The sequence below is a fragment of the Gemmatimonadales bacterium genome (assembly GCA_035502185.1).
In the GTDB taxonomy this organism is placed as follows: domain Bacteria; phylum Gemmatimonadota; class Gemmatimonadetes; order Gemmatimonadales; family JACORV01; genus Fen-1245.
The window spans coordinates 19,553-38,458 of sequence record DATJUT010000018.1 but is presented as its reverse complement, the minus strand read 5'-3'; the positions used below and the strand labels follow the sequence as shown (position 1 = coordinate 38,458).

18 protein-coding genes are annotated in these 18,906 nt (G+C 73.9%); 11 read left to right on the top strand and 7 right to left on the bottom strand.

The annotated features are described in order from the left end of the window. Positions 1-12 precede the first annotated feature (12 nt). Genes VMF70_02510 through VMF70_02500 form a run of 3 tightly spaced genes read left to right on the top strand, consistent with a single transcriptional unit; the run spans position 13 to position 4,323 of the window. A complete protein-coding gene (locus tag VMF70_02510; GenBank protein HTT66878.1) occupies positions 13-1,446 on the top strand; it encodes an efflux transporter outer membrane subunit in 1,434 nt (477 codons plus the stop codon). Positions 1,447-1,499: 53 nt separating this feature from the next. Continuing rightward, complete coding sequence (locus tag VMF70_02505) at positions 1,500-2,540, top strand: DUF933 domain-containing protein (GenBank protein HTT66877.1); 1,041 nt, start codon at positions 1,500-1,502, stop codon at positions 2,538-2,540. 1 nt (position 2,541) lies between these two features. Beyond that, the gene (locus VMF70_02500; protein HTT66876.1) at positions 2,542-4,323 is read left to right on the top strand and encodes an FtsX-like permease family protein; all 1,782 of its coding nucleotides are present in this window, start codon (positions 2,542-2,544) and stop codon (positions 4,321-4,323) included. Between the two features lie 3 nt (positions 4,324-4,326). Here VMF70_02500 and VMF70_02495 read toward each other — a convergent pair whose 3' ends face one another. Continuing rightward, positions 4,327-5,067, bottom strand: coding sequence for a hypothetical protein (locus VMF70_02495; GenBank protein HTT66875.1), 741 nt, complete (start codon positions 5,065-5,067; stop codon positions 4,327-4,329). Between the two features lie 171 nt (positions 5,068-5,238). Between VMF70_02495 and VMF70_02490 the strand changes: the two genes are divergently transcribed. Together VMF70_02490 and VMF70_02485 are read left to right on the top strand one after the other, a co-directional pair. Beyond that, entirely contained in the window at positions 5,239-6,015 is a 777-nt protein-coding gene (locus VMF70_02490) for a response regulator (GenBank protein ID HTT66874.1), read from the top strand. Positions 6,016-6,143: 128 nt separating this feature from the next. Continuing rightward, positions 6,144-7,205, top strand: coding sequence for an alkaline phosphatase family protein (locus VMF70_02485; protein HTT66873.1), 1,062 nt, complete (start codon positions 6,144-6,146; stop codon positions 7,203-7,205). On the opposite strand, the gene asnB is transcribed toward VMF70_02485, so the two are convergent. After that, positions 7,141-8,808, bottom strand: coding sequence for an asparagine synthase B (gene asnB / locus VMF70_02480; GenBank protein HTT66872.1), 1,668 nt, complete (start codon positions 8,806-8,808; stop codon positions 7,141-7,143). The genes VMF70_02485 and asnB overlap by 65 nt on opposite strands. A 264-nt stretch (positions 8,809-9,072) precedes the next feature. Here asnB and VMF70_02475 point away from each other — a divergent pair, with 264 nt between their 5' ends. Beyond that, complete coding sequence (locus tag VMF70_02475; protein HTT66871.1) at positions 9,073-10,020, top strand: M48 family metallopeptidase; 948 nt, start codon at positions 9,073-9,075, stop codon at positions 10,018-10,020. Between the two features lie 30 nt (positions 10,021-10,050). On the opposite strand, the gene VMF70_02470 is transcribed toward VMF70_02475, so the two are convergent. After that, on the bottom strand, positions 10,051-10,437 hold the full coding sequence (locus VMF70_02470; GenBank protein ID HTT66870.1) for a DUF488 family protein: 387 nt from the start codon (positions 10,435-10,437) through the stop codon (positions 10,051-10,053). Positions 10,438-10,630: 193 nt separating this feature from the next. On the opposite strand from VMF70_02470, the gene VMF70_02465 reads away from it, so the two are divergent. The 4 genes from VMF70_02465 to VMF70_02450 are packed head-to-tail and all read left to right on the top strand — an operon-like array spanning position 10,631 to position 13,757. Beyond that, positions 10,631-11,014: a TOBE domain-containing protein gene (locus VMF70_02465; protein ID HTT66869.1), complete on the top strand. Its 384-nt coding sequence runs from the start codon at positions 10,631-10,633 to the stop codon at positions 11,012-11,014. A gap of 4 nt (positions 11,015-11,018) precedes the next feature. Then, positions 11,019-11,849, top strand: a complete 831-nt coding sequence (modA, locus tag VMF70_02460; protein HTT66868.1) for a molybdate ABC transporter substrate-binding protein — start codon at positions 11,019-11,021, stop codon at positions 11,847-11,849. Between the two features lie 20 nt (positions 11,850-11,869). Then, complete coding sequence (locus VMF70_02455) at positions 11,870-12,706, top strand: ABC transporter permease (protein HTT66867.1); 837 nt, start codon at positions 11,870-11,872, stop codon at positions 12,704-12,706. Next, complete coding sequence (locus VMF70_02450) at positions 12,684-13,757, top strand: ABC transporter ATP-binding protein (protein ID HTT66866.1); 1,074 nt, start codon at positions 12,684-12,686, stop codon at positions 13,755-13,757. The genes VMF70_02455 and VMF70_02450 overlap by 23 nt, the downstream gene beginning before the upstream one ends. A gap of 7 nt (positions 13,758-13,764) precedes the next feature. Here VMF70_02450 and VMF70_02445 read toward each other — a convergent pair whose 3' ends face one another. The 3 genes from VMF70_02445 to VMF70_02435 are packed head-to-tail and all read right to left on the bottom strand — an operon-like array spanning position 13,765 to position 15,997. Next, on the bottom strand, positions 13,765-14,454 hold the full coding sequence (locus VMF70_02445; GenBank protein HTT66865.1) for an ATP-binding cassette domain-containing protein: 690 nt from the start codon (positions 14,452-14,454) through the stop codon (positions 13,765-13,767). A 1-nt stretch (position 14,455) separates the two neighbouring features. Beyond that, positions 14,456-15,100 carry an ABC transporter permease gene (locus VMF70_02440; protein HTT66864.1) on the bottom strand — a complete coding sequence of 215 codons (645 nt, stop codon included), beginning with the start codon at positions 15,098-15,100 and terminating at the stop codon, positions 14,456-14,458. Between the two features lie 27 nt (positions 15,101-15,127). Further along, the gene (locus VMF70_02435; GenBank protein ID HTT66863.1) at positions 15,128-15,997 is read right to left on the bottom strand and encodes a substrate-binding domain-containing protein; all 870 of its coding nucleotides are present in this window, start codon (positions 15,995-15,997) and stop codon (positions 15,128-15,130) included. A 102-nt stretch (positions 15,998-16,099) separates the two neighbouring features. On the opposite strand from VMF70_02435, the gene VMF70_02430 reads away from it, so the two are divergent. Beyond that, positions 16,100-17,404, top strand: a complete 1,305-nt coding sequence (locus tag VMF70_02430; GenBank protein HTT66862.1) for a DUF4147 domain-containing protein — start codon at positions 16,100-16,102, stop codon at positions 17,402-17,404. 72 nt (positions 17,405-17,476) lie between these two features. On the opposite strand, the gene VMF70_02425 is transcribed toward VMF70_02430, so the two are convergent. Further along, positions 17,477-18,856: a hypothetical protein gene (locus tag VMF70_02425; protein HTT66861.1), complete on the bottom strand. Its 1,380-nt coding sequence runs from the start codon at positions 18,854-18,856 to the stop codon at positions 17,477-17,479. Positions 18,857-18,906: the final 50 nt, after the last annotated feature.

Below are 18,906 nucleotides of genomic sequence, written 5' to 3'. Positions count from 1 at the left end.
CGGGGGGTCACGATGGGTGCTCGGGCTCTCGCCGCCGCGGCCGTCGCGCTGTGCGCCTGCGCGACCGCGTCGCGCTATCAGCCTCCGCCGCAAGCCGTCCCTTCGGTCTGGCGGGAGGGACCGGCCATGCCGGAGACCACCGCCGCCGACACGCCCTGGTGGCGCATCTACCGCGACACCACGCTGGAGCGGCTGGTCAGGACCGCACTGGCGCAGAACACCGACCTGGGGGCGGCGCTGGAGCGGGTGACCGAGGCTCGCGCCCTGCTGGCCGCAGCCGAAGGCGCGCGCCTGCCCACGCTCATGGTCGGCGGCTCGTACACCCGCGGCGAAGCGCGCGTGCGGCAGGAGGGCGAGAGCACCACCTACCCCTCGGCATACTACTCGGCGCAGCTCGCGGCGGGCTGGGAACCGGACGTCTTCGGCACTCAGCGGAGCTACGCACGCAGTGCCGCCGCTTCGCTCCAGGCCAGCGAGGAGCAGAGGCGCGGGGTCGCGCTGTTGCTCGTCGCTTCCGTCGCGTCGGCCTACGTGGATCTGCAGGCGACGGACCAGGAGCTGCAGGTCGTGAACCGCGCGCTCGAGGCGCGCCGCGGCTACCTGGACACGACGAAGCGCCGTTTCGACGGCACTCCCGCGGCGGAGCTGGACCATCGCCAGGCGCAGGCCCTCTACGAGGCTGCCCGCGAGACGGCCATCGACCTGAGGGAGGCGGCCGCCGACGCGGAGAACGCCCTGAGCACCCTCCTGGGCCGCGCGCCGGGAGCGATTCCCCGCACGGGCTCGCCGGGCGACCAACTGCTCGCAGCCGTCCCGGCAGGCCTGCCAGCGTCGCTCGTGACCCGGCGGCCCGACGTCCGCGCGGCGGAGCGGGCGCTGGCCGCGGCCGGCGCGGACGTCGGCGCGGCCCGGGCGCAGCTCTTTCCGCACCTGAACCTCACCGCCGAGCTCCAGTGGTCCCGAACGCCGGGAACCACCACGACCATCCAGGGGTTCACGATGGCCGCCCCGACGACCACCGAAACAGGCTGGAACGTCGCCGCGTCGATCTCCCAACCCCTGTTCATGGGAGGACGCCTGCTCGCGGACGTGCGCGCGGCGGAGTCGCGGCGGCGCCAGGCGCTGATCGCGTACGAGGGCACGGTGCTGAGCGCCCTCCAGGATGCGGAGAACCAGCTCGCCGCGACGCGGTTCGCGGGCGAGCGGCGCACGTCGGCCGACTCGCAGGCCGTCTACGCGGCCGCGGCGCTCAGGGCGGCCGAGGACCGTTACGCGGCCGGCACGTCGCCGTTCCTCGAGGTCCTGGACGCGCAGCGGACTCAGCTCAGTGCCGCCATGGGCGCCGTCGTCGCGCGCGTGAGGCAGGCGGACGCGGTGATCGGGCTCTACAAGGCCCTTGGGGGCGGATGGCAGGAGGACTCGACGGCCGCCGGACCTCCCCGCTGAACGGACGGCGACATCGGGAGGCGACCGGAGCGTCGGCGCTGTAGTTTTGGGCCATGAAAATCGGCCTGGTGGGTTTCGCGGGTTCGGGGAAGACCACGGTGTTCAACACGCTGACCGGGCTCGACGTGCCGGTCGGCTTCGGCGGCGAGCTGCACCTCGGCACGGTCAAGGTGCCCGACGAGCGGATCGACAAACTGTCGAAGATCTTCAGCCCCAAGAAGACCACCTACGCCGAGATCGTCTTCAGCGACATCCCGGGCGAGCACGGCGCGGAGAAGAAGGGCCTCTCCCCGAAGGCCCTGCAGCAGATCCGCGACCAGGACGTGTTGTGCCTCGTGCTGCGCGCCTTCGACAACCCGGCCCTCGACGCCACGCCCGACCCCGCGGCGGACCTCGAGGCGTTCCACGCCGAGTGCATCCTCACCGACCTGGCGATGGTGGAGCGGCGGCTGGACCGGTCCAAGAAGGAGAAGATTGACCCGCTCGAGGTGGCGGCGTTCGAGCTGATGCGGCAGACGCTGGAGCAGGAGCTGCCGCTCCGCTCGCTGACGGCGCAGGCGCTCGACCGCAGCAAGCTCACCGGCTACGGGTTCCTCACCGACCGGCCGCTGATGGTCGTCCTGAACCGCAGCGAGGACGAGGCCGCCGTGCCGCTGCCCGCCGGGATGGCCGCGCGGCTCGAGGCCATTCGCGCGGCGGGCCTGGTCCTCTCGGCCAGCGTGGAGGCGGAGATCGCGAAGATGGACGCCGCCGACCAGGCCGCGTTCCTGGCGGATCTCGGCCTTGCGGAGTCCGCGCTGACCCGGTTCATCCACACGGCCTACGCCCTGCTCGACCTCATCTCGTTCTTCACCGTCGGTCCCGACGAGGTGCGGGCGTGGCCGGTGCGCCGGGGGAGCAACGCGAAGCAGGCCGCGGGGAAGATCCACAGCGATCTCGAGCGCGGCTTCATCAGGGCCGAGGTGATTCCCTACTCCGTGTTCATGGAGTACGGCTCCGAGCACGCGGTGCGCGAGGCGGGCAAGCTGCAGCTCGGCGGCAAGGATCACCCGGTCGCCGACGGCGACATCCTCCACATCCGGTTCAACGTGTAGCGTGCGAGGCCGCGCGGCAGCCCGCCTCGCCGGCTCGGCGCTCCGTGGCCTCCGGGCGTACTGGGGCACCGCGCTGCTCGCCGTAGCGGCGGGCACGGTCGCCCTGGGGGCTTCCCTGCCGGTGACGCAGCTCGCCACGTGGAGCGCGGGCATCGGCACGCGCCTCCGCCTGCCGGCCGGGGGGCTGCTCGACGCCGGCTTCGAGTGGATCCGCGCGGCGACGGGGCCCGCGGATCTGCGGCGCGACGCCGTGGGGTCGCTGTTCGGGCTGCTGGCCGCGGTGACCGTGGGGCTGGTGGTGGTGGCGCTGCTGACGCTCGTCGCGCTGTTCGCCGCCCGCGCCTCCGCCCGTGGGCGGGAGATCGCGATCCGCCGCGCGGTCGGCGCGTCGAGCCGCGCGCTGCTGGTGACGCACCTGGTCGAGGGCGCGATGATCGGCGCCGCCGCGCTGCTCGCGGGCGGAGCCGTCGGACTGGCGGCCGGGCGCGCCCTCGGTGCGGCGTGGCCCGGGAGCCTGGCGCCGCCGGCGGGCCACCCCGGCCTGGCGGTGGCTCTCGCCGTGGCCGGCGCGCTGGTGCTGGGCTCGTTGCTGCCGGTCGCGCTCGTACGCCGGCCGGCGAAGAGCAGCGCGGTGGATCCCACGTCGCTCGGCCTGGTCGTGCCCGCGCTGCAGCTGGGGCTCAGCCTCACCGTGCTGGCGGCGGCCGCGATGCTGCGCCGCGGGGCGGAGCGGGTCGCGCCCGCCGGGACCGCCGCGGGCGCCGGCGACCTGGTGTTCGAGATCCACGCGGCGGGGATGCCGGCGGCGCAGCGCGCCGCGGGCTACGGCGGGCTGCTGCACCGGCTCCGCTCGGACCACGCCGTGGCGCTGGCCAGCCTGTCGAGCCCCGGCGCCCTCGTCGGGCTCGGGAGCGTCGCCGCGGCGGTCGACGTGACCGCGGAGAGCGCCTTCTACTCCGTGCACTGCGTCCTGTCGGCGGACAGCTTCCACGCGATGGGGCTGCGCCTCCTCGCCGGCCGGTGGCTCGCCGACGCCGATGGCCCGGCGGCGCCGCGCGCGGCCGTCGTCAACCGCTCGTTCGCCATGCACTTCGGCGGCGTCGGCGGGACGCTGTTCCTGGGCTACGGCCCGGATGCGCGGCACACCGTGGTGGGCGTCGTGGACGACGCGCGGGCCGTGGGGCTGGGGGCGACGCTCGCGCCGCGGTTCGTCGTCTACACCAGCGTGCTCCAGCATCCGGCCGCCGATGCCGAGTTGCTGGTGCGCTCACGCGGCGCGCCGGACGCGGCCGGGCTGCGCGCCGCGATCGGCGCCGCGCTCGGGCCCGGGGTCTCCGCGGACGGGCCCGTCACCGCCGCGGCGCTGTTCGACGCCGAGGCGGCGCCGCTCCGCTGGTTCTCCCGCGCGTTCGGGGTGGAGGGCTGGGCCATGCTGGCCCTCGCGACGTTCGGGACCTTCGCCGTGATGTGGCTGTGGGTGGCCTCGCTCCTGGGCGAGCTGGGCCTCCGGCGCGCGGCCGGAGCCCGCCGGCCCCAGGTGCGGCGCTACGTGCTCGCGCGCGCCGCGGCGGTGGCCGCGTGGGGCACGGCCGTCGGCGCCTGGGTGGGGATGATGGTGTGGGACGCCGTGCACCGGCTCGCGGAGACGCTGCCGGCGTGGGATCCGGGCGCGGTGGTGCGGTCGAGCGTGCTGCTCGGCGCCGCCGCGCTGGCCGGCGCCTACGTCCCGGCCTGGCGCGCCGCGCGCGAGCGGCCGGCAGCGCTCATGGCGGGCGAGGGCTGAGCGTCAGCTCTTCGGGCGCGCGGCGGCGAATTGCCGGGGGTCGAACAGGCTCGCGTCGAGCGGCTGGCCGGTCTGGATGTCCACGTACTCCTCGCGCCACACGGGCCGGCCGCCGACCACGAAGACCACCCGGGCCGAGAGCCACGCCTGGCCCACCGGGCGGTAGTCCTCGAACCGGGTGTCGGCCAGCCGGGTCGCGCCGGGCCGGCCCACCTGCTGCAGCATCCGGACGAACACCAGCCGCTCCCGGTCCACCCAGAACTGCACGTGGGTCGTGTCGCCGGCCGCGGCGCCCACCACGTACACCGGCCGTCCCTGCCAGGTGTCCTCGTGCATCGCGCCGAGGTCGATGCCGAGCCGCGCGAGCTTGGCGAGCGTCGTGTCCGCCGGCTGGACGTACACGTCGAAGCCGAGCACCAGGAGCGAGTGGATCAGGGGCACCGTCCGGGCCAGCGTGTCGTGCGCGAACACGAACTCGGAGTCGCTGCGGAACAGGACGCCGCCGCCGCTGTCTGCGGGGAGAAAGTCGATCCGGAGGTTGCCCGGAAACGTCGCGCACTCCCGCCAGGTGGAGTACGTCTCCTTGCCGGCGGTGTCGGTGGCGGTGTTGTGCTGCGTGAACGCGAGGGTGCGATACCAGGATCCGGCATACCGGTCGTGCATCGCGCGGATCAGCTCCCGCCCGTCCCGGGGCGCCCCGGACAGGCCGAGCGTCAGCGCGAGCAAGGAGATCGAGGCGTACACGAGGGGCCCTCCGCGGCTGCGGTGCGTGCGGCTCGGTGGCTGCGTGAATGCTGAGGGACCCTGAATATCGCGAAATGGCGCAGCCCGCGGTAGAGACGATGGCCATGGCGCGCGGGACGATTATCTTGGTGCCGGCACGAACGGGATAGGGGCCGAGTGGAGACAACCTCCGTGCGGCGCCGGCGGGCGGAGCGCCGGCGGCTGTGGGACAGGCGCTCGCCGCTGGCGCGACGCACCGACGCCGACCGGCGGCGCCGCGACCGCCGCAGCGCGGCGCAGCAGTTTCACTCCGAGCGGCGCGGCCGGCCCGACCGCCGCCAGGCCGCCCGCCGCCTGGTCCCGGACCGCCGGATGCAGCTCTCGCGCCGGCTCGGACGTCGGCGGCGCGACACCCCCACGCCGTACACCATCGAGCACATGGACCAGCTGCGGACGCGGTTCGCCACGCCCGGACCCGTCACCTGCCCGGCCTGCGGCGGCTCGTTCACGCTCGGCCCGGCGCGGCGGCGCGGCGCCGAGATCGCGCGCCGGGTGGTCTGCCTCGGCTGCGGCCGCGCCGCCGTGGTGCCCAACTCCCGCGCGGCCCGGATCCTCCTCATCGACCAGAACGAGGCGGTCCGCGGCCACATGGCCACGATGCTCGCCGGCGCCGGCCACGAGGTGGTGGAGGCGGGCGACGCCAGCATCGGCCTCGTCGCCTACGAGACGGTGCCGGCGGACGTCGTCTTCCTCGACGTGCTCACGACGGGACGCATGGACCCGACCGACTTCCTGCGCCAGCTGCGGCGCCGCTACCCGGACGCCCGCGTGGTGGCGATGGCCGGCCGGCCGACCTTCAGCGGCGTGGACCTGCTGGCCGTGATGCAGGGCCTGGGCGCGGCGCGCACGATGCGGATGCCGGTCACCCGCGACAAGATCCTGCAAACGGTGGAGGAGGTACGCCCGTAGCGAGGCTTCTCCCGTCCGCCGCGGCACTCACGGCGCTCCTCGCGCTGGCCTGCGGTGGCGGGCGGGAACGCACGACCCGAGGCGGGGCGGCCGCGCCCGCCGCGGCGCGGGTCGGCGCGCCGCCTCCCGTGCGCCACGTGTTCGTGATCGTGCTGGAGAACGAGGGCTACGCCACCACCTTCGGGCCGGGCACGGCCGCCCCCTACCTCGCCGACACCCTGGCCCCCTCGGGCGCCCTGCTGCGCCAGTACTACGCGACCGGCCACAACAGCCTCGACAACTACCTCGCGATGATCAGCGGGATCGCCCCCGACATGGCGACCCAGGCGGACTGCCGCGTCTACGAGGAGTTCCGGGAGACCGGCGTCGCGCCCGACGGCCAGCCCGTCGGCCGCGGCTGCATCTACCCGGCCCACGTGCGCACGATCGCCAACCAGCTCGCAGCCGCGCACCTGTCCTGGAAGGCGTACATGGAGGACATGGGGAACGAACCCAGGCGGGAGGCCGCCGCGTGCGGCCACCCGCGCGTCGGCGCGCGGGACCGCACCCAGACCGCGCATCGCCGGGACCAGTACGCCGCCAAGCACGACCCGTTCGTGTACTTCCATGCCATCATCGACTCGGCGTCGTGCCGGGCGAACGTCGTGCCGCTGTCCGCTCTCGCAGCCGACCTCGCGACGGCCGGGCGCACGCCCAACCTCGCGTTCATCTCGCCCAATCTCTGCCACGACGGGCACGACGCGCGGTGCGCGGACGGCGAGCGGCCCGGCGGACTGGGATCCGCCGACCGGTTCCTCGCGCGCCTGGTGCCCGTGATCACGCACGCACCGGCGTTCCGCGACGGGCTCCTGATCGTGACGTTCGACGAGGCGGGATCCGACGACGCGTCGGCGTGCTGCGACGAGCCCACCGGACCGAACACGGACCGGCCCGGGATCTCCGGGCCGGGAGGCGGGCGCACCGGGGCGGTGCTGGTCTCGCCGTTCGTCAGGGCGGGCACCGTCTCCGACGTGCCCTACAACCACTACGCGCTGCTCGAGAGCCTCGAGCAGATCTTCGCCCTGCCCTACCTCGGCTACGCCGGACGTCCGGGCCTGGCGGCCTTCGGCGCCGACGTGTACGGCGCTAGCGGTACGCCTGCTGGTGCACCGCCTTCACGGCGCGACCCGACGGGTCGTTCGCGTTCCTGAATGCGGCGTCCCAGGCCAGCGCCTCCGGCGTGCTGCACGCCACCGACGGCACCGACGGCACGCACGCGGCCGCCGAGTCGGACGGGAAGTGCTCGTGGAACAGGGAGCGGTAGAAGTACTCCTCCTTCGACAACGGCGGGTTGATCGGGAACCGGAACCGGGCGTGCGCCAGCTCGTCGTCGGTCACGGCCCGCGCGGTCATCTGCTTGAGGGTGTCGATCCAGCTGTAGCCCACGCCGTCGGAAAACTGCTCCTTCTGCCGCCACGCCACGGTCGCCGGCAGCGTGTCCTCGAAGGTCTTCCGCAGCACCCACTTCTCGATGTGCCCCTCGCGGACCATCTTGTCCGCGGGGTTGAGCCGCATCGCGACGTCGAGGAAGTCCTTGTCGAGGAACGGCACCCGGCCTTCGACGCCCCACGCCGCGAGCGACTTGTTGGCCCGCAGGCAGTCGTACAGGTGCAGCTTGCTCAGCTTGCGGACGGTCTCCTCGTGGAACGCCCGGGCGTCGGGCGCCTTGTGGAAGTAGAGGTACCCGCCGAACACCTCGTCCGCCCCCTCGCCGGAGAGCACCATCTTCACGCCCATCGACTTGATCACCCGCGCCATCAGGTACATCGGCGTCGAGGCGCGCACCGTGGTGACGTCGTAGGTCTCGAGGTGGAAGATCACGTCGCGGAGGGCGTCGAGGCCCTCCTGGATGGTGAAGTGGATCTCGTGGTGGACCGTCCCGATGTGCTCGGCCACCTGCCGGGCCGCCGCCAGGTCGGGCGAGCCCTCGAGCCCGACGGCGAACGAGTGCAGCTGCGGCCACCACGCCTCCTGCGTGTCGTGCGACTCGACGCGCCGCGAGGCGAAGCGCTTGGCCGTGGCCGAGATGATGGACGAGTCCAGCCCGCCCGACAGCAGCACACCGTAGGGCACGTCGGACATCAGCTGCCGGTGCACCGCCTGCTCCAGCGCGCGCCGCAGCAGGCTCCGGTCGGTCGCGTTGTGCTCCACCGCCGCGTACGCCATCCAGTCGCGCTCGTACCAGCGGTGCAGCTTGCCTTCCTTGCTCCACAGGTAGTGGCCGGGCGGGAACTCCTCGAACTTGCGGCACACCCCTTCCAGCGCCTTCAGCTCCGAGGCCACGTAGAAGTTCCCGTACTGGTCCCAGCCCATGTACAGCGGCACGACGCCCATGTGGTCCCGGGCGATGAGGTACGCGTCCTCGGCCTTGTCGTACAGCGCGAACGCGAAGATGCCGTTCAGGTCCTCGAGGAAGCCGACCCCCTTCTGGCGGTACAGCGCGAGGATCACCTCGCAGTCGGAGTGGGTGAGGAACTCGTACGAGCCGTTGAGCCCGCCCCGGATGTCCTCGTGGTTGTAGATCTCGCCGTTCACCGCGAGGACGAGGTTGCCGTCCTTGCTGTACAGCGGCTGGCGGCCGGACTGCGGATCCACGATGGCGAGGCGCTCGTGGGCGAGGATGGCCTTCTCCGACAGGAACACCCCCGACCAGTCGGGTCCGCGATGGCGGACCTTCTTCGACATCGTGAGGACCTGGGTCCTCAGCGAGTCCGCATCCTTCTTGAGATCGAACACTCCGACGAATCCGCACATTGCCCTGCCGCGGCCTTTCTCGTGACGGGTGAGCCGAGCGATCTGGATCGGGGGAAACCGACGGTCTATCGGAACATACCGTTGGGCGGTCCCGTATTCACCTCCGCGCCCGGGTCGGGCACCGGGCTCCGCCCGCTCCCCGGCGAGCCCCGCGCGGCGTGCGGCCGGGGCTCCGACCCTGTTTCGCGCTCGCCCTAACGCTCCGCTGACGCACGACCCGTAGTCTGGTCCCACGAGCCGGCCACCCACCCGCGGAGGGAACCGATGACTGCCACCATGAACGCGCCGGGCGCCGCGGTCGAGCGCTGGCCGACCGAGCTGCCGCTCCAGGCCCTGTGCATCCTCGTGTCGCTGGGGATCTACCTGCTGCTGGTCGTCACGGTGGTGGGCGCGGTCTACGCCCTGGCGTTCGGGCTGTTCTTCTTCGTCGCGCACGCGATCCTGGTCGCCCAGGTGCGCGGCAGCGCGGTGCGCCTGGGGCCCGACCAGTTCCCCGAGCTCTATCGCCGCGTGCTGGACATCGCGACCCGCATCGGCCTCGACGACCTCCCCGACGCGTACCTGATGCAGGCGGGCGGCGCGCTCAACGCGTTCGCCACCCGGTTCCTCGGCCTCAACCTGATCGTGCTGTATTCGGACCTGCTCGAGGCGTGCGGCGACGACGAGGCGGCGCGGGACATGATCATCGCCCACGAGCTGGGCCACCTCAAAGCCGGCCACGTGAAGGTGCGCTGGCTCATGGCCCCGGCGATGTTCGTCCCCTTCCTCGGCACCGCCCTGTCGCGGGCGCGCGAATACACCTGCGACCGCTACGGCCTGGCCGGCGCCGGCGATCGGAGCGGCGCCCTCCTCGGGCTCACGATCCTGGCGGCGGGCGGGAAGCACGCCCCGGCCGTGAACCGGCGCGCGCTCGCCCGGCAGCGCGAGGACCTCGCCACCGGCTGGCTCACCATCGGCGAGTGGTTCGGGACCCATCCCCCGCTCTCCAAGCGCATCGCCGCGCTCGACCCCGCCCTGGTGGAAGGCTCGACCGTGCCGGTGAGCGGCCGGGTGCGCGCGCTCGCCATCATCGCGGCTTTCGTGGCCGTCGTCGTGGTCGGGAGCGCGCTGCTGGTGGGGGTGTGGTCGCGCGCGCTGCGCGAGGCCCGGCGCCCGGCCGTCCTCCAGGAGCAGGAGAGCGCGCCGCCGCTCGGCACGAGCGAGGGGCGCTAGCGAGCCGACCGCGCCGGCGGTCGCCCGCCGCTACGCGACCTCGGCGCCCTGCTCCTCGAGCAGCCGGCGCAGCACCGAGCGGTGGCAGCGAGCCTCGTCCGCGCAGTAGCAGCCCACCGAGAAGTTGGACTCGCGCGACAGCGCGGCCAGGAGCCGCAGCAGCCGGGCCTTCTCCGGCGCCGCCATCTCGGAGCGGTAGCGCTTGACGAACCGGACCCACGCGCCCGGCGTGTCCGCGGCCTGCGCGAGCTTCACCAGCTGGGCGCTCGGCGCCAGCTCCGGGAGCCACACGTCGTACCAGTTCTGCGCCGCGTGCTGAGCCTTCGGCACGCCCCGCGGCGGATGCCGCACGGTGCCGATCCGGAGGCCCTCGCCGCGGCCCCGCGCGCTTCCGAGTCGAACGATCCGTACGGCCATCGCTCCGTCCCTCCCCGTCCGTGATCGAGCAATAACCTAGCACACGCGCCGCCGCCGCCGGCCGCCCCGGCCGCGGACGGCGAGATCGCGCCCGCCGCGCCGTGCCGCGGCACGGCCGCGCCGGGTGCCCCGGCGACGGGCACCCGGCCCTGCCGCTTCCATTGAGGACACGTTAGGATATCTAGAGACATCTATGAACACATTGAACGCCGAGGAAGCGGCGGCCGTCCTGCACCTCAGCGTCAAGCGCGTGCAGCGCCTGTCGCGGGCGGGCAAGCTCCCCGCCGTCCGGGTCGGCCGAAAGTGGCTGTTCCGGCGGGAGGAGCTGGACCGACTGCTGGGCGCGCCCGGTCCGATGGCGAGCGCGCCGGTCGAGCTGAGCGCCCGCAACCAGCTCCGCGGCACGATCCGGTCGGTGAAGCTGGACGGCGTCATGGCCGAGGTGCGGGTGCGGATCGGCGACCAGGAGCTGGTGTCCGTCATCACGAGCGGCTCGGCGAGGCGGCTGCGGCTCAGGGCCGGCGACGACGTGTTCGCCGTGATCAAGTCCACCGAAGTGATGATAGGCAAGGGCTGACGCCGTGCGCGTCCTGAAGCGGGGTTCGTGGCTCGGGGCGCCGGCCTGCCTGGCGCTGGCCGTTGCCGTCCATCCCGGGGGACGGCCTCGCCCCCTGGTCCGGCTTCCGGCGGCACCGAGCCGCACGCTGACGGTCTTCGCGGCGGCATCGCTCACCCGGGCGTTCTCCGACCTCGGCGACTCGCTCGAGCGGCGGACTCCGGGTCTCGAGGTCAGGTTCAACTTCGCAGGCTCCCAGCAGCTGGCGCTCCAGATCGAGCAGGGCGCGGCCGCGGACGTGTTCGCGTCCGCGGACCAGCGCTGGATGGCCGACGTGCGCGACAGCGGCCTGGTGGAGGGCACGCCGCGGGTCTTCGCCCACAACCGCCTGGTGGTGATCACGCCGGCGGCGGCGCCGATCGCGGGCCTGCGGGACCTGGCGCGGCCCGGCCTCAAGCTGGTGCTCGCGGCCGACGCGGTCCCGGCCGGGCGGTACGCCCGGGCAGCGCTGCTCAACCTCTCGAGGCTGCCCGGGTTCACGGCGGAGTTCGGCCGGCGCGCGCTGGCCAACGTGGTCTCGAACGAGGAGAACGTGAAGGCGGTGGTCGCCAAGGTGCAGCTCGGCGAGGCCGACGCCGGCATCGTGTACGTCTCCGACGTCACCGCGGAGGTCGCGCCTCGCGTGAGGCGGATCGAGGTGCCCGATGCGGCGAACGTCGTCGCCGACTACCCGGTCGCGGTGCTACGCCACGCGCCCGACCCGGAGGACGCGCGCGCATTCGTCGCGCTGCTGCTCTCGCCCCCCGGGCAGGCCGTGCTGCGGGCGAACGGGCTCCTCGCCGCCGTGGGCGACTGACCACGGACCCCGCGGCGCGGGTGACGGCCGGGCGCCGCGTGGGTCCGGTGCTGTGGGAGGTCGGCGTGCTGGCGGCCGTCGGCGTGCTGCTCGCCTTTCTCGGCCTGCCGCTCGTGAGCCTGCTGGTGCGCGTGCCTCCCGCCGAGCTGTGGGCTCGCCTCGCCACGCGGGCCTCGTTGACGGCGCTGCGCCTCAGCCTGGAAACCAGCGTGTGCGCCACGCTCGCAGTGGCGGGCCTCGGTCTTCCCGCCGCCTACGTCCTCGCCACCAAGCGGTTCCGCGGCAAGCGCGTGCTCGAAGTGCTGGTCGAGCTGCCGATGGTGCTGCCACCCACGGTGGCGGGCGTCGGCCTGCTGCTGGCCTTCGGCCGGGCGGGGCTCGCGGGCCGCGCGCTCGGCGCCGTCGGTCTCTCCATCCCCTTCACCACCCTCGCCGTCGTGCTGGCGCAGGTGTTCGTCGCCTGTCCCTTCTTCATCTCGGCGGCCACCGCCGGCCTCCGGGAGGTCGAATCGCGCTACGCCGACGCCGCGGCGACGCTCCGCGCGACTCCGGGGTACGCGTTCCGGCGGGTGCTGATGCCGCTGGCGCTGCCGTCGCTCGTCGCCGGCGGCGCGATGAGCTGGGCGCGCGCGCTCGGCGAGTTCGGCGCGACGATCATGTTCGCCGGCAACCTCCCCGGCAGGACGCAGACGCTGCCGCTGGCGGTGTACATCGGGCTGCAGACCGACCTCCAGAGCGCGGTCGCGCTGTCGGTGATCCTGCTCGTCCTGTCGTTCACCGTGCTGCTCGGGCTCCGGCTGGCTCGCCGGCCGCCCCGGGTGCCCTGGGTGGGTCGTGCTCCGGGCGACGCTCGCTAAGCGGCGCGGCGGCTTCGCGCTCGACGTCGCCGTCGAGACGCCGGAAGGCGCCACGCTCGTCGTGGTGGGCGAGAGCGGCGCCGGCAAGACGACGCTGCTCCGCCTGCTCGCGGGCCTGGACCGGCCCGACGCCGGCCGCATCGCGGTGGGCGACCGCGTGTACTTCGACGCGGAGGCCGGAGTCGAGCTGCCGGCCTGGGAGCGCGAGGTGGGCTACGTCGCCCAGGACTACGCGCTGTTCCCGCACCTCACGGTCCACGAGAACGTGGCGTTCGGCCTGCGGGCCCGGGGCCTCCCGCGCGGCGCCGCGCGCGAGCGCGTGGACGCGGCGCTGGACCGGCTGGGCATCACGGCCCTGGCGCGCCGCCGTCCGGCGGAGCTGTCGGGCGGGCAGCAGCAGCGCGTCGCGCTCGCGCGGGCGACGGTCACCGAGCCACGGCTGCTGCTGCTGGACGAGCCGCTCTCGGCGCTGGACCTCGGCACCCGCCAAGCCGTGCGCGGCGAGCTGTGCTCGCTGCTGGCGGAGCTGTCCGGGGCCACCGTCTTCGTCACCCACAGCCCGCTGGACGCCACGGTGTTCGGCGACACCATCGCCGTGATCGAGGACGGGAGCCTCACGCAGGTGGGCGGCCGCGACGAGCTGCTGCGGCACCCGCGCTCCGCCTACGTCGCGACCCTGCTCGGGGTGAACCTGCTGCGGGGTTCGGTGGTGAGCCGCGATGCCGGCGGCGTGGCCCACGTCCGCACGGCCGACGGGATGCTGGCGGTGGCCGATCCCGGCGTGGACGGCGACGTGTTCCTGACGGTCAATCCGCAGGAGATCACGCTCTACCCGGAGCCGCCCGCCGGCAGCGCGCAGAACGTGTTCCGCGGCCCCGTCGTGGAGATCGTGCCCGAGCCCCCGGCCGGCGACCGGGTCCGCGTCGCGCTGGGCACCAGTCCTCCGCTCGTGGCCGAGGTCACCCGCCAGGCGGTCGCCGGCCTCGGCCTGCGCGCAGGCCTGCCGGTGTACGCCGGCTTCAAGGCCACGGGCGTGAAGGCCTACCGCTAGCGCCCGGTCAGTCGGTTGGAGTCGTGCCCCGGAGCTGGTCCGCGCTCCCCGCCGGGGCGCCGTCTTCGAGGTGGCCGTCGGTCAGGACGCTCATCGTGCTCGCCAGCGCGAGCGCCTCGTCGCGTTGATGCGTGACCACGATCGTGGTGCTGGCGTACTCCGAAAGGAGCGCGGGCAGCTCGGCCAGCAGGCGCGCGCGGCCCGCCGCGTCCACTCCACTGAGCGGCTCGTCCAGCAGCGTGACGGGCGCCCGCAGCACCAGGGCCCGGGCGAGACCGGTGCGCTGCGCTTCGCCGCCCGACAGCCTGCCCGCCGGCCGGTCCAGCAGCCGCTCGAGGCCGCAGCGCGCGGCCACGTCGCCGATCCTGGTCCGCCGCTCGGCGGCCGGGACGCCCCGCAGTCGCAGCGCGAGATCGAGGTTGTCCCGGACGGTGCCGCGCACGAACGTCGGCCTCTGGAAGGAGAGGGCTGTCGGCGTGCGCGACCCGCTCGGCCGCGACAGCGGCCGGCCGCCGATGCGGATGACTCCCGCCGTCGGCTGCTCCACGCCCGCGATCAGCCGGAGCAGCGTGGTCTTCCCGGCGCCGTTCGGCCCCAGCACGGCACTCGTCCTTCCCGATGCGAACCTGGCGAAGGGAATGTCGAGCACCAGCCGGTGATCCCGCTCGAAGCGCAGGCCCTGAAGCTCCACGTCCACGCTACCGGTCCGAGCGCTGCTGAACGACGGTGAGCACCAGGTTCGTGGCGAACGCGATCAGCAGCAGCAGTCCGCCGAGAATCAGCGCCGCGGCGATCTCGCCGCGGCCGGTGAGCGTGACGATCGCGGTGGCCAGCACCCGGGTGCTCCCCTGGAGGTTGCCGCCCACGGTCATGGCGGCGCCCACCTCGGAGATGACCGCACCGAATCCCGCCATCAGCGCCGCCAGGAGACCCAGCCGCGCCTCCCGGGCGATGAGCAGCATCGTCCGCCACGGTCCGGCGCCCAGCGACAGCAGCAGGTCGGGCAGCTCGCGCGGCAGGGCCTGCACGGCCGCGGCCGTGACGCCCACCACCAGCGGCAGGCCGATGACGAACTGCGCCGCGATCATGGCCTGCTTGGTGTAGATCAGGTCGAGCGCGCCCAGGGGACCGGACCGGGCGAGCAGCAGCCAGACCACGAGCCCCACGACCACCGGCGGCAGGCCCATGCCGGTGTTGACCAGCGCCAGGAGCAGCGTGCGTCCGCGGAATCGGCTGCGCGCCATCAGGTAGCCCAGCGGCGCTCCGGCGAGCACGGCCAGGACGGTGGCGACACCCGATATCAGGATCGTCCGGCCGATGATCGGCCACAGCTGAGCGTCCATAGCCGTCGCTGCCCTCGAGGTTGCCGGTCAGTTCCCGGTCGGGTCCGCTTTCCCGGCATCCGCCACGAACAGGGGCTCGCCGTAGCGGGCGCGCCCGAACGCGCCGATCAGCTCCTGCGCGCCGGCGCCCACCAGGAAATCCACGAACGCCCGCGCCTCGGCCAGGTGCACCCGGGAATGGCGGGCGGGGTTCACGACGTAGACGTGGTACACGTTCATGAGCCCGGGATCGCCGCTGAGGACGGGGACCAGCGTCAGCCGCGGCCGCAGCGCCAGATACGTGGCCCGGTCCGTGAGCGCGTAGCCCTGGCGCTGCTCGGCGACCTGCAGGGTCGCGCCCATGCCCTGACCGGTCATCTCGCGTCCGGCCACGCGAGCGGGATCGATGCCCCCCTGGTGCCAGAGGGCGAGCTCCTTCTTGTCGGTGCCGGAGCCGTCGGCCCGGGAAATGACCGGACCGGTGCGCGCGATCAGCGCCAGGCCCTCGCGCAACGGGTGGCCCTCCGCGCGTGCGGGATCCGCCGCCGGTCCCACCACGAGAAAGTCGTTGTGCATGACCAGCCGGCGCTCGATCAGGTCGCCGCTGGCGACGTACCCGCGCTCGGCGTCCGGCGCGTGGCTGAGGACCACGTCCGCGTCGCCCCGGCGACCCAGCTCGAGCGCGGCACCGGAGCCCACCGCGATCACCTTGACGTCGATCCCGGTCGCGGCGGTGAACAACGGGACGAGCGAGTCCAGCAGTCCGCTGTCCTGCGTGCTCGTGGTCGTGGCCAGAATGATCGAGCCACCCGTGGCCGGGGACCCGGGCTTGCCCTGGCCGGCCCTCGTCGAGCGGCCGTCGGCCCTGCAGGCACCGATGGCGGTGAGCAGCGCCAGTGCGACGCGGCGAAGACTCATGGGTTCCTATAATACAGTCGGGATTCGCAGCATGCCGAGACTCGCCCCGCTCCGCGCGCGTCGCCACGTTGGCCCGCGCCGCCGCGCGCGCTAGACTAGGGCGTGCCCATCCGCAACCGCGCCGCGCTCGCCGTCACACCCGCCCGTCGTGCGGCGCTCGCCATCGCCGAGGCCGCGCTCGCGGCGATCGACACCGCCCCCGTCATCCGGCGTGAAGTGACTCTCGAAGGCGATCTGCTCCGCGTCGCGGGCGAGGCCCTGCGGCTCGGGCCGGCCGGCCGGCTGCGGCTGGTCGCCGTCGGCAAGTGCGCGACCGCGGCCGCCGGCGCCCTGGTCGCGACGCTCGGCCGGCGGCTCACCGACGGCATCGTGCTCGACGTCGCGGAGGCGGGCCCGCACCGGCTGCCCGGCCTCCGCGTCCTCAGCGGGACGCACCCGCTGCCGTCCGCCGCGAACGTCGCGGCCACGCGGGAGATCCTGCGCTTCCTCGCGGGCGGCCGCCCCGACGACGTCGTCCTGTGCGTGGTGTCCGGCGGCGGATCCACCCTCCTGTGCCTCCCGCCCGAGGGAGGATCCGTCGAGGACGAGCGCGCCGTGCTCGACGCGCTGGTCCGCTCGGGGGCGACCATCCGGGAGGTCAACACGGTCCGCAAGCACGCGTCCCTGGCGCGGGGCGGACAGCTGGCGACGTCGGCGCGGCCCGCGCGCGTGCTGGGCCTCGTCTTCTCCGACGTCCCGGGCGGCACGCCCGACCTCGTGGCGTCGGGGCCGACGGTGCGCGACCCGAGCACCGTGGGGGACGCGGAGCGGGTGCTGGCGCGCTACGGCCTGCCGGCGTCGGCCGGGCTCGAGCGCTTCCGGCTGGTCGAGACGCCGAAGGACGCTGCGAGCTTCGACGGCGTGAAGAACGTGGAGCTGGTGTCGAACCGGCTGGCCTTGAACGCGATGGCGGCGGCCGCCGGGCGAGAGGGCCTGGTGGCGGAGGTGCGGACCGCGACGCTGGCGGGCGAGGCGCGCGAGGCCGCCGCGCGGGTGGTGCGAGAGCTGCGTGCGGCGCCACCCGGCACGGCGCACCTCTACGGCGGCGAGACCACGGTCACGGTTCGCGGCCGGGGCCGCGGCGGCCGGAACCTCGAGCTGGCGCTGGCCGCGCTGCCCGAGGTGCACGACGACGAGCTGGTGCTCACCCTGGCGAGCGACGGCCGCGACAACGGCGAGCTGGCCGGGGCGATCGCCGACGCGGTCACGCGGCGCGATGCGCGGCGGGCCGGCGCCGACCCCGCCGCGCATCTCGTGGCCAACGACTCCTACGGCTTCTTCGCGCGCGTGCCCCACGCTCTCGAGACGGGAAGCACGGGCGCCAACGTCGCCGACCTCGTCGTCGCCGTGCGGAGCGCCGCCCGGTAGCCGCTTCCGAGCCGGGAGCGCTGCCCTGGACCCGGTCCCGGGCCGGCCGGCGGCCGGCCGGGGCGCTCGGCGCTAGGGATCGCCGGCGAAGAGATTCAGCTGGTTGCGCTTGAGATAATCCAGCTTGGCCTGCAGCGCCGTCGCCTCCGGATGCGGGTAGATCGCGAACGCCGCGGCCCGGTCGCAGCCGGCGATGTCCGCGGTCGCGAGGTAGCAGGCTTTCCACTCCCGCTTCCCGTTGGCCTCGCGGTTGACCGTGTCCCGGTCCAGGCGCGTCAGGTGGAGTCCGGCGACGAGCGAGCCGGCCACCAGCAGCCCCAGGCCGGCGCGCCGCACTGCCGTTCTCCTCACGGTGAGGAGATGGAAGTACAGCCCGAGGACGCCGGCCACGGCATAGAGGTAGTAACGGGAGCTGTCGGCGCTGTCCGCACCGAGATGCACGCGGCCGACGGCCGCGCCGAGGCCGAACAGCAGACTGAATCCGAGCAGGATCACGGCGACCCGGCTCGCCCGCTCCCCGTTCCCGTCCCCCCCGGCCGGGACGCGGAGCTGGCCGACCAGTGCGCCCGCCACGCAGGCCAGGAGCGCCAGCCCGGCGACGGAGGCCAGCGCGCCGTCGTGCGCCTTGAGCCCGACGACGTTGGCGAACACCAGTCCGGCGTACCACGGATAGGCCAGCACGTTGCGATACGGGAAGTGGAACGCCTCGACCCCGGGCACGAAGGTGTAGCCGACGAAGAAGGAGGCGAGCGAGAGCAGCGCCGCGGCCAGCGCCGTGATGCCGCCGGCGAGGGCGCCCCTCCGTCCCGCGCGGGCGGCGTGGACGCAGTCGAGCGCCAGCAGCGCCGGCGTGACGAGCCCCATGAACCATCCGAAGGCGGTGTAGATCATCAGGAAGTTGACGGCCAGGACCAGCGCGTAGCGCACCCGCCGGTCGTGCTGCAGCCAGGCGAGGCAGACGAGCACGGCCAGCAGCAGCGGGAAGGGTCCGTGCGAGGGATCGGTGACGCCGACGAGCACCTCGTGCTGCGCGCAGCTGAGCAGCAGCAGCGGGATGACCACGTCGCTGAGGGCCAGCGGGCCGAAGAGCGCACGCTTGAGGACGAGCGCCGCCACGGCGGCGACGGCGACGATGGCGACGATCGCCACCGCCTCCGCCCTGACGTTCCAGCGCGTGAGGTCGGCGACCAGCCAGGCAAGCAGGGAGCCGAGGCCGAGCCGCGGCGGACCGTGCTGCCAGGCGAAGATGCGCCACGCGGAGGCGTGCTCGAAGAACGGCGTGTAGAAATCCCACTGGTCCCAGTACAGGACGTTCACCGCGTTCCTGAGGGTGAAGGACAGGAGCCGGTCGAGCTGGAACAGGAACACGGCGACTACGAGGAGGAGCGGCAGATGGCGCTGCGCGAGGCGAAGGCTCGTCGCGGTACCGGCGCGTCCGGAGGCGGCGGTCACGGCCGGCGCGGTGTCATGGCGGAACAGTACCGGCGCGGGGGACGGGACGC

What these genes read in the sequence shown, in the direction of transcription:
- VMF70_02510 (HTT66878.1), top strand. Translation starts at nt 13, where the DNA reads ATGGGTGCTCGGGCTCTCGCCGCCGCGGCCGTCGCGCTGTGCGCCTGC.
- VMF70_02505 (HTT66877.1), top strand. Translation starts at nt 1,500, where the DNA reads ATGAAAATCGGCCTGGTGGGTTTCGCGGGTTCGGGGAAGACCACGGTG.
- asnB (HTT66872.1), bottom strand. Translation starts at nt 8,808, where the DNA reads ATGTGCGGATTCGTCGGAGTGTTCGATCTCAAGAAGGATGCGGACTCG.
- VMF70_02475 (HTT66871.1), top strand. Translation starts at nt 9,073, where the DNA reads ATGACTGCCACCATGAACGCGCCGGGCGCCGCGGTCGAGCGCTGGCCG.
- VMF70_02470 (HTT66870.1), bottom strand. Translation starts at nt 10,437, where the DNA reads ATGGCCGTACGGATCGTTCGACTCGGAAGCGCGCGGGGCCGCGGCGAG.
- VMF70_02465 (HTT66869.1), top strand. Translation starts at nt 10,631, where the DNA reads ATGAACACATTGAACGCCGAGGAAGCGGCGGCCGTCCTGCACCTCAGC.
- VMF70_02440 (HTT66864.1), bottom strand. Translation starts at nt 15,100, where the DNA reads ATGGACGCTCAGCTGTGGCCGATCATCGGCCGGACGATCCTGATATCG.
- VMF70_02435 (HTT66863.1), bottom strand. Translation starts at nt 15,997, where the DNA reads ATGAGTCTTCGCCGCGTCGCACTGGCGCTGCTCACCGCCATCGGTGCC.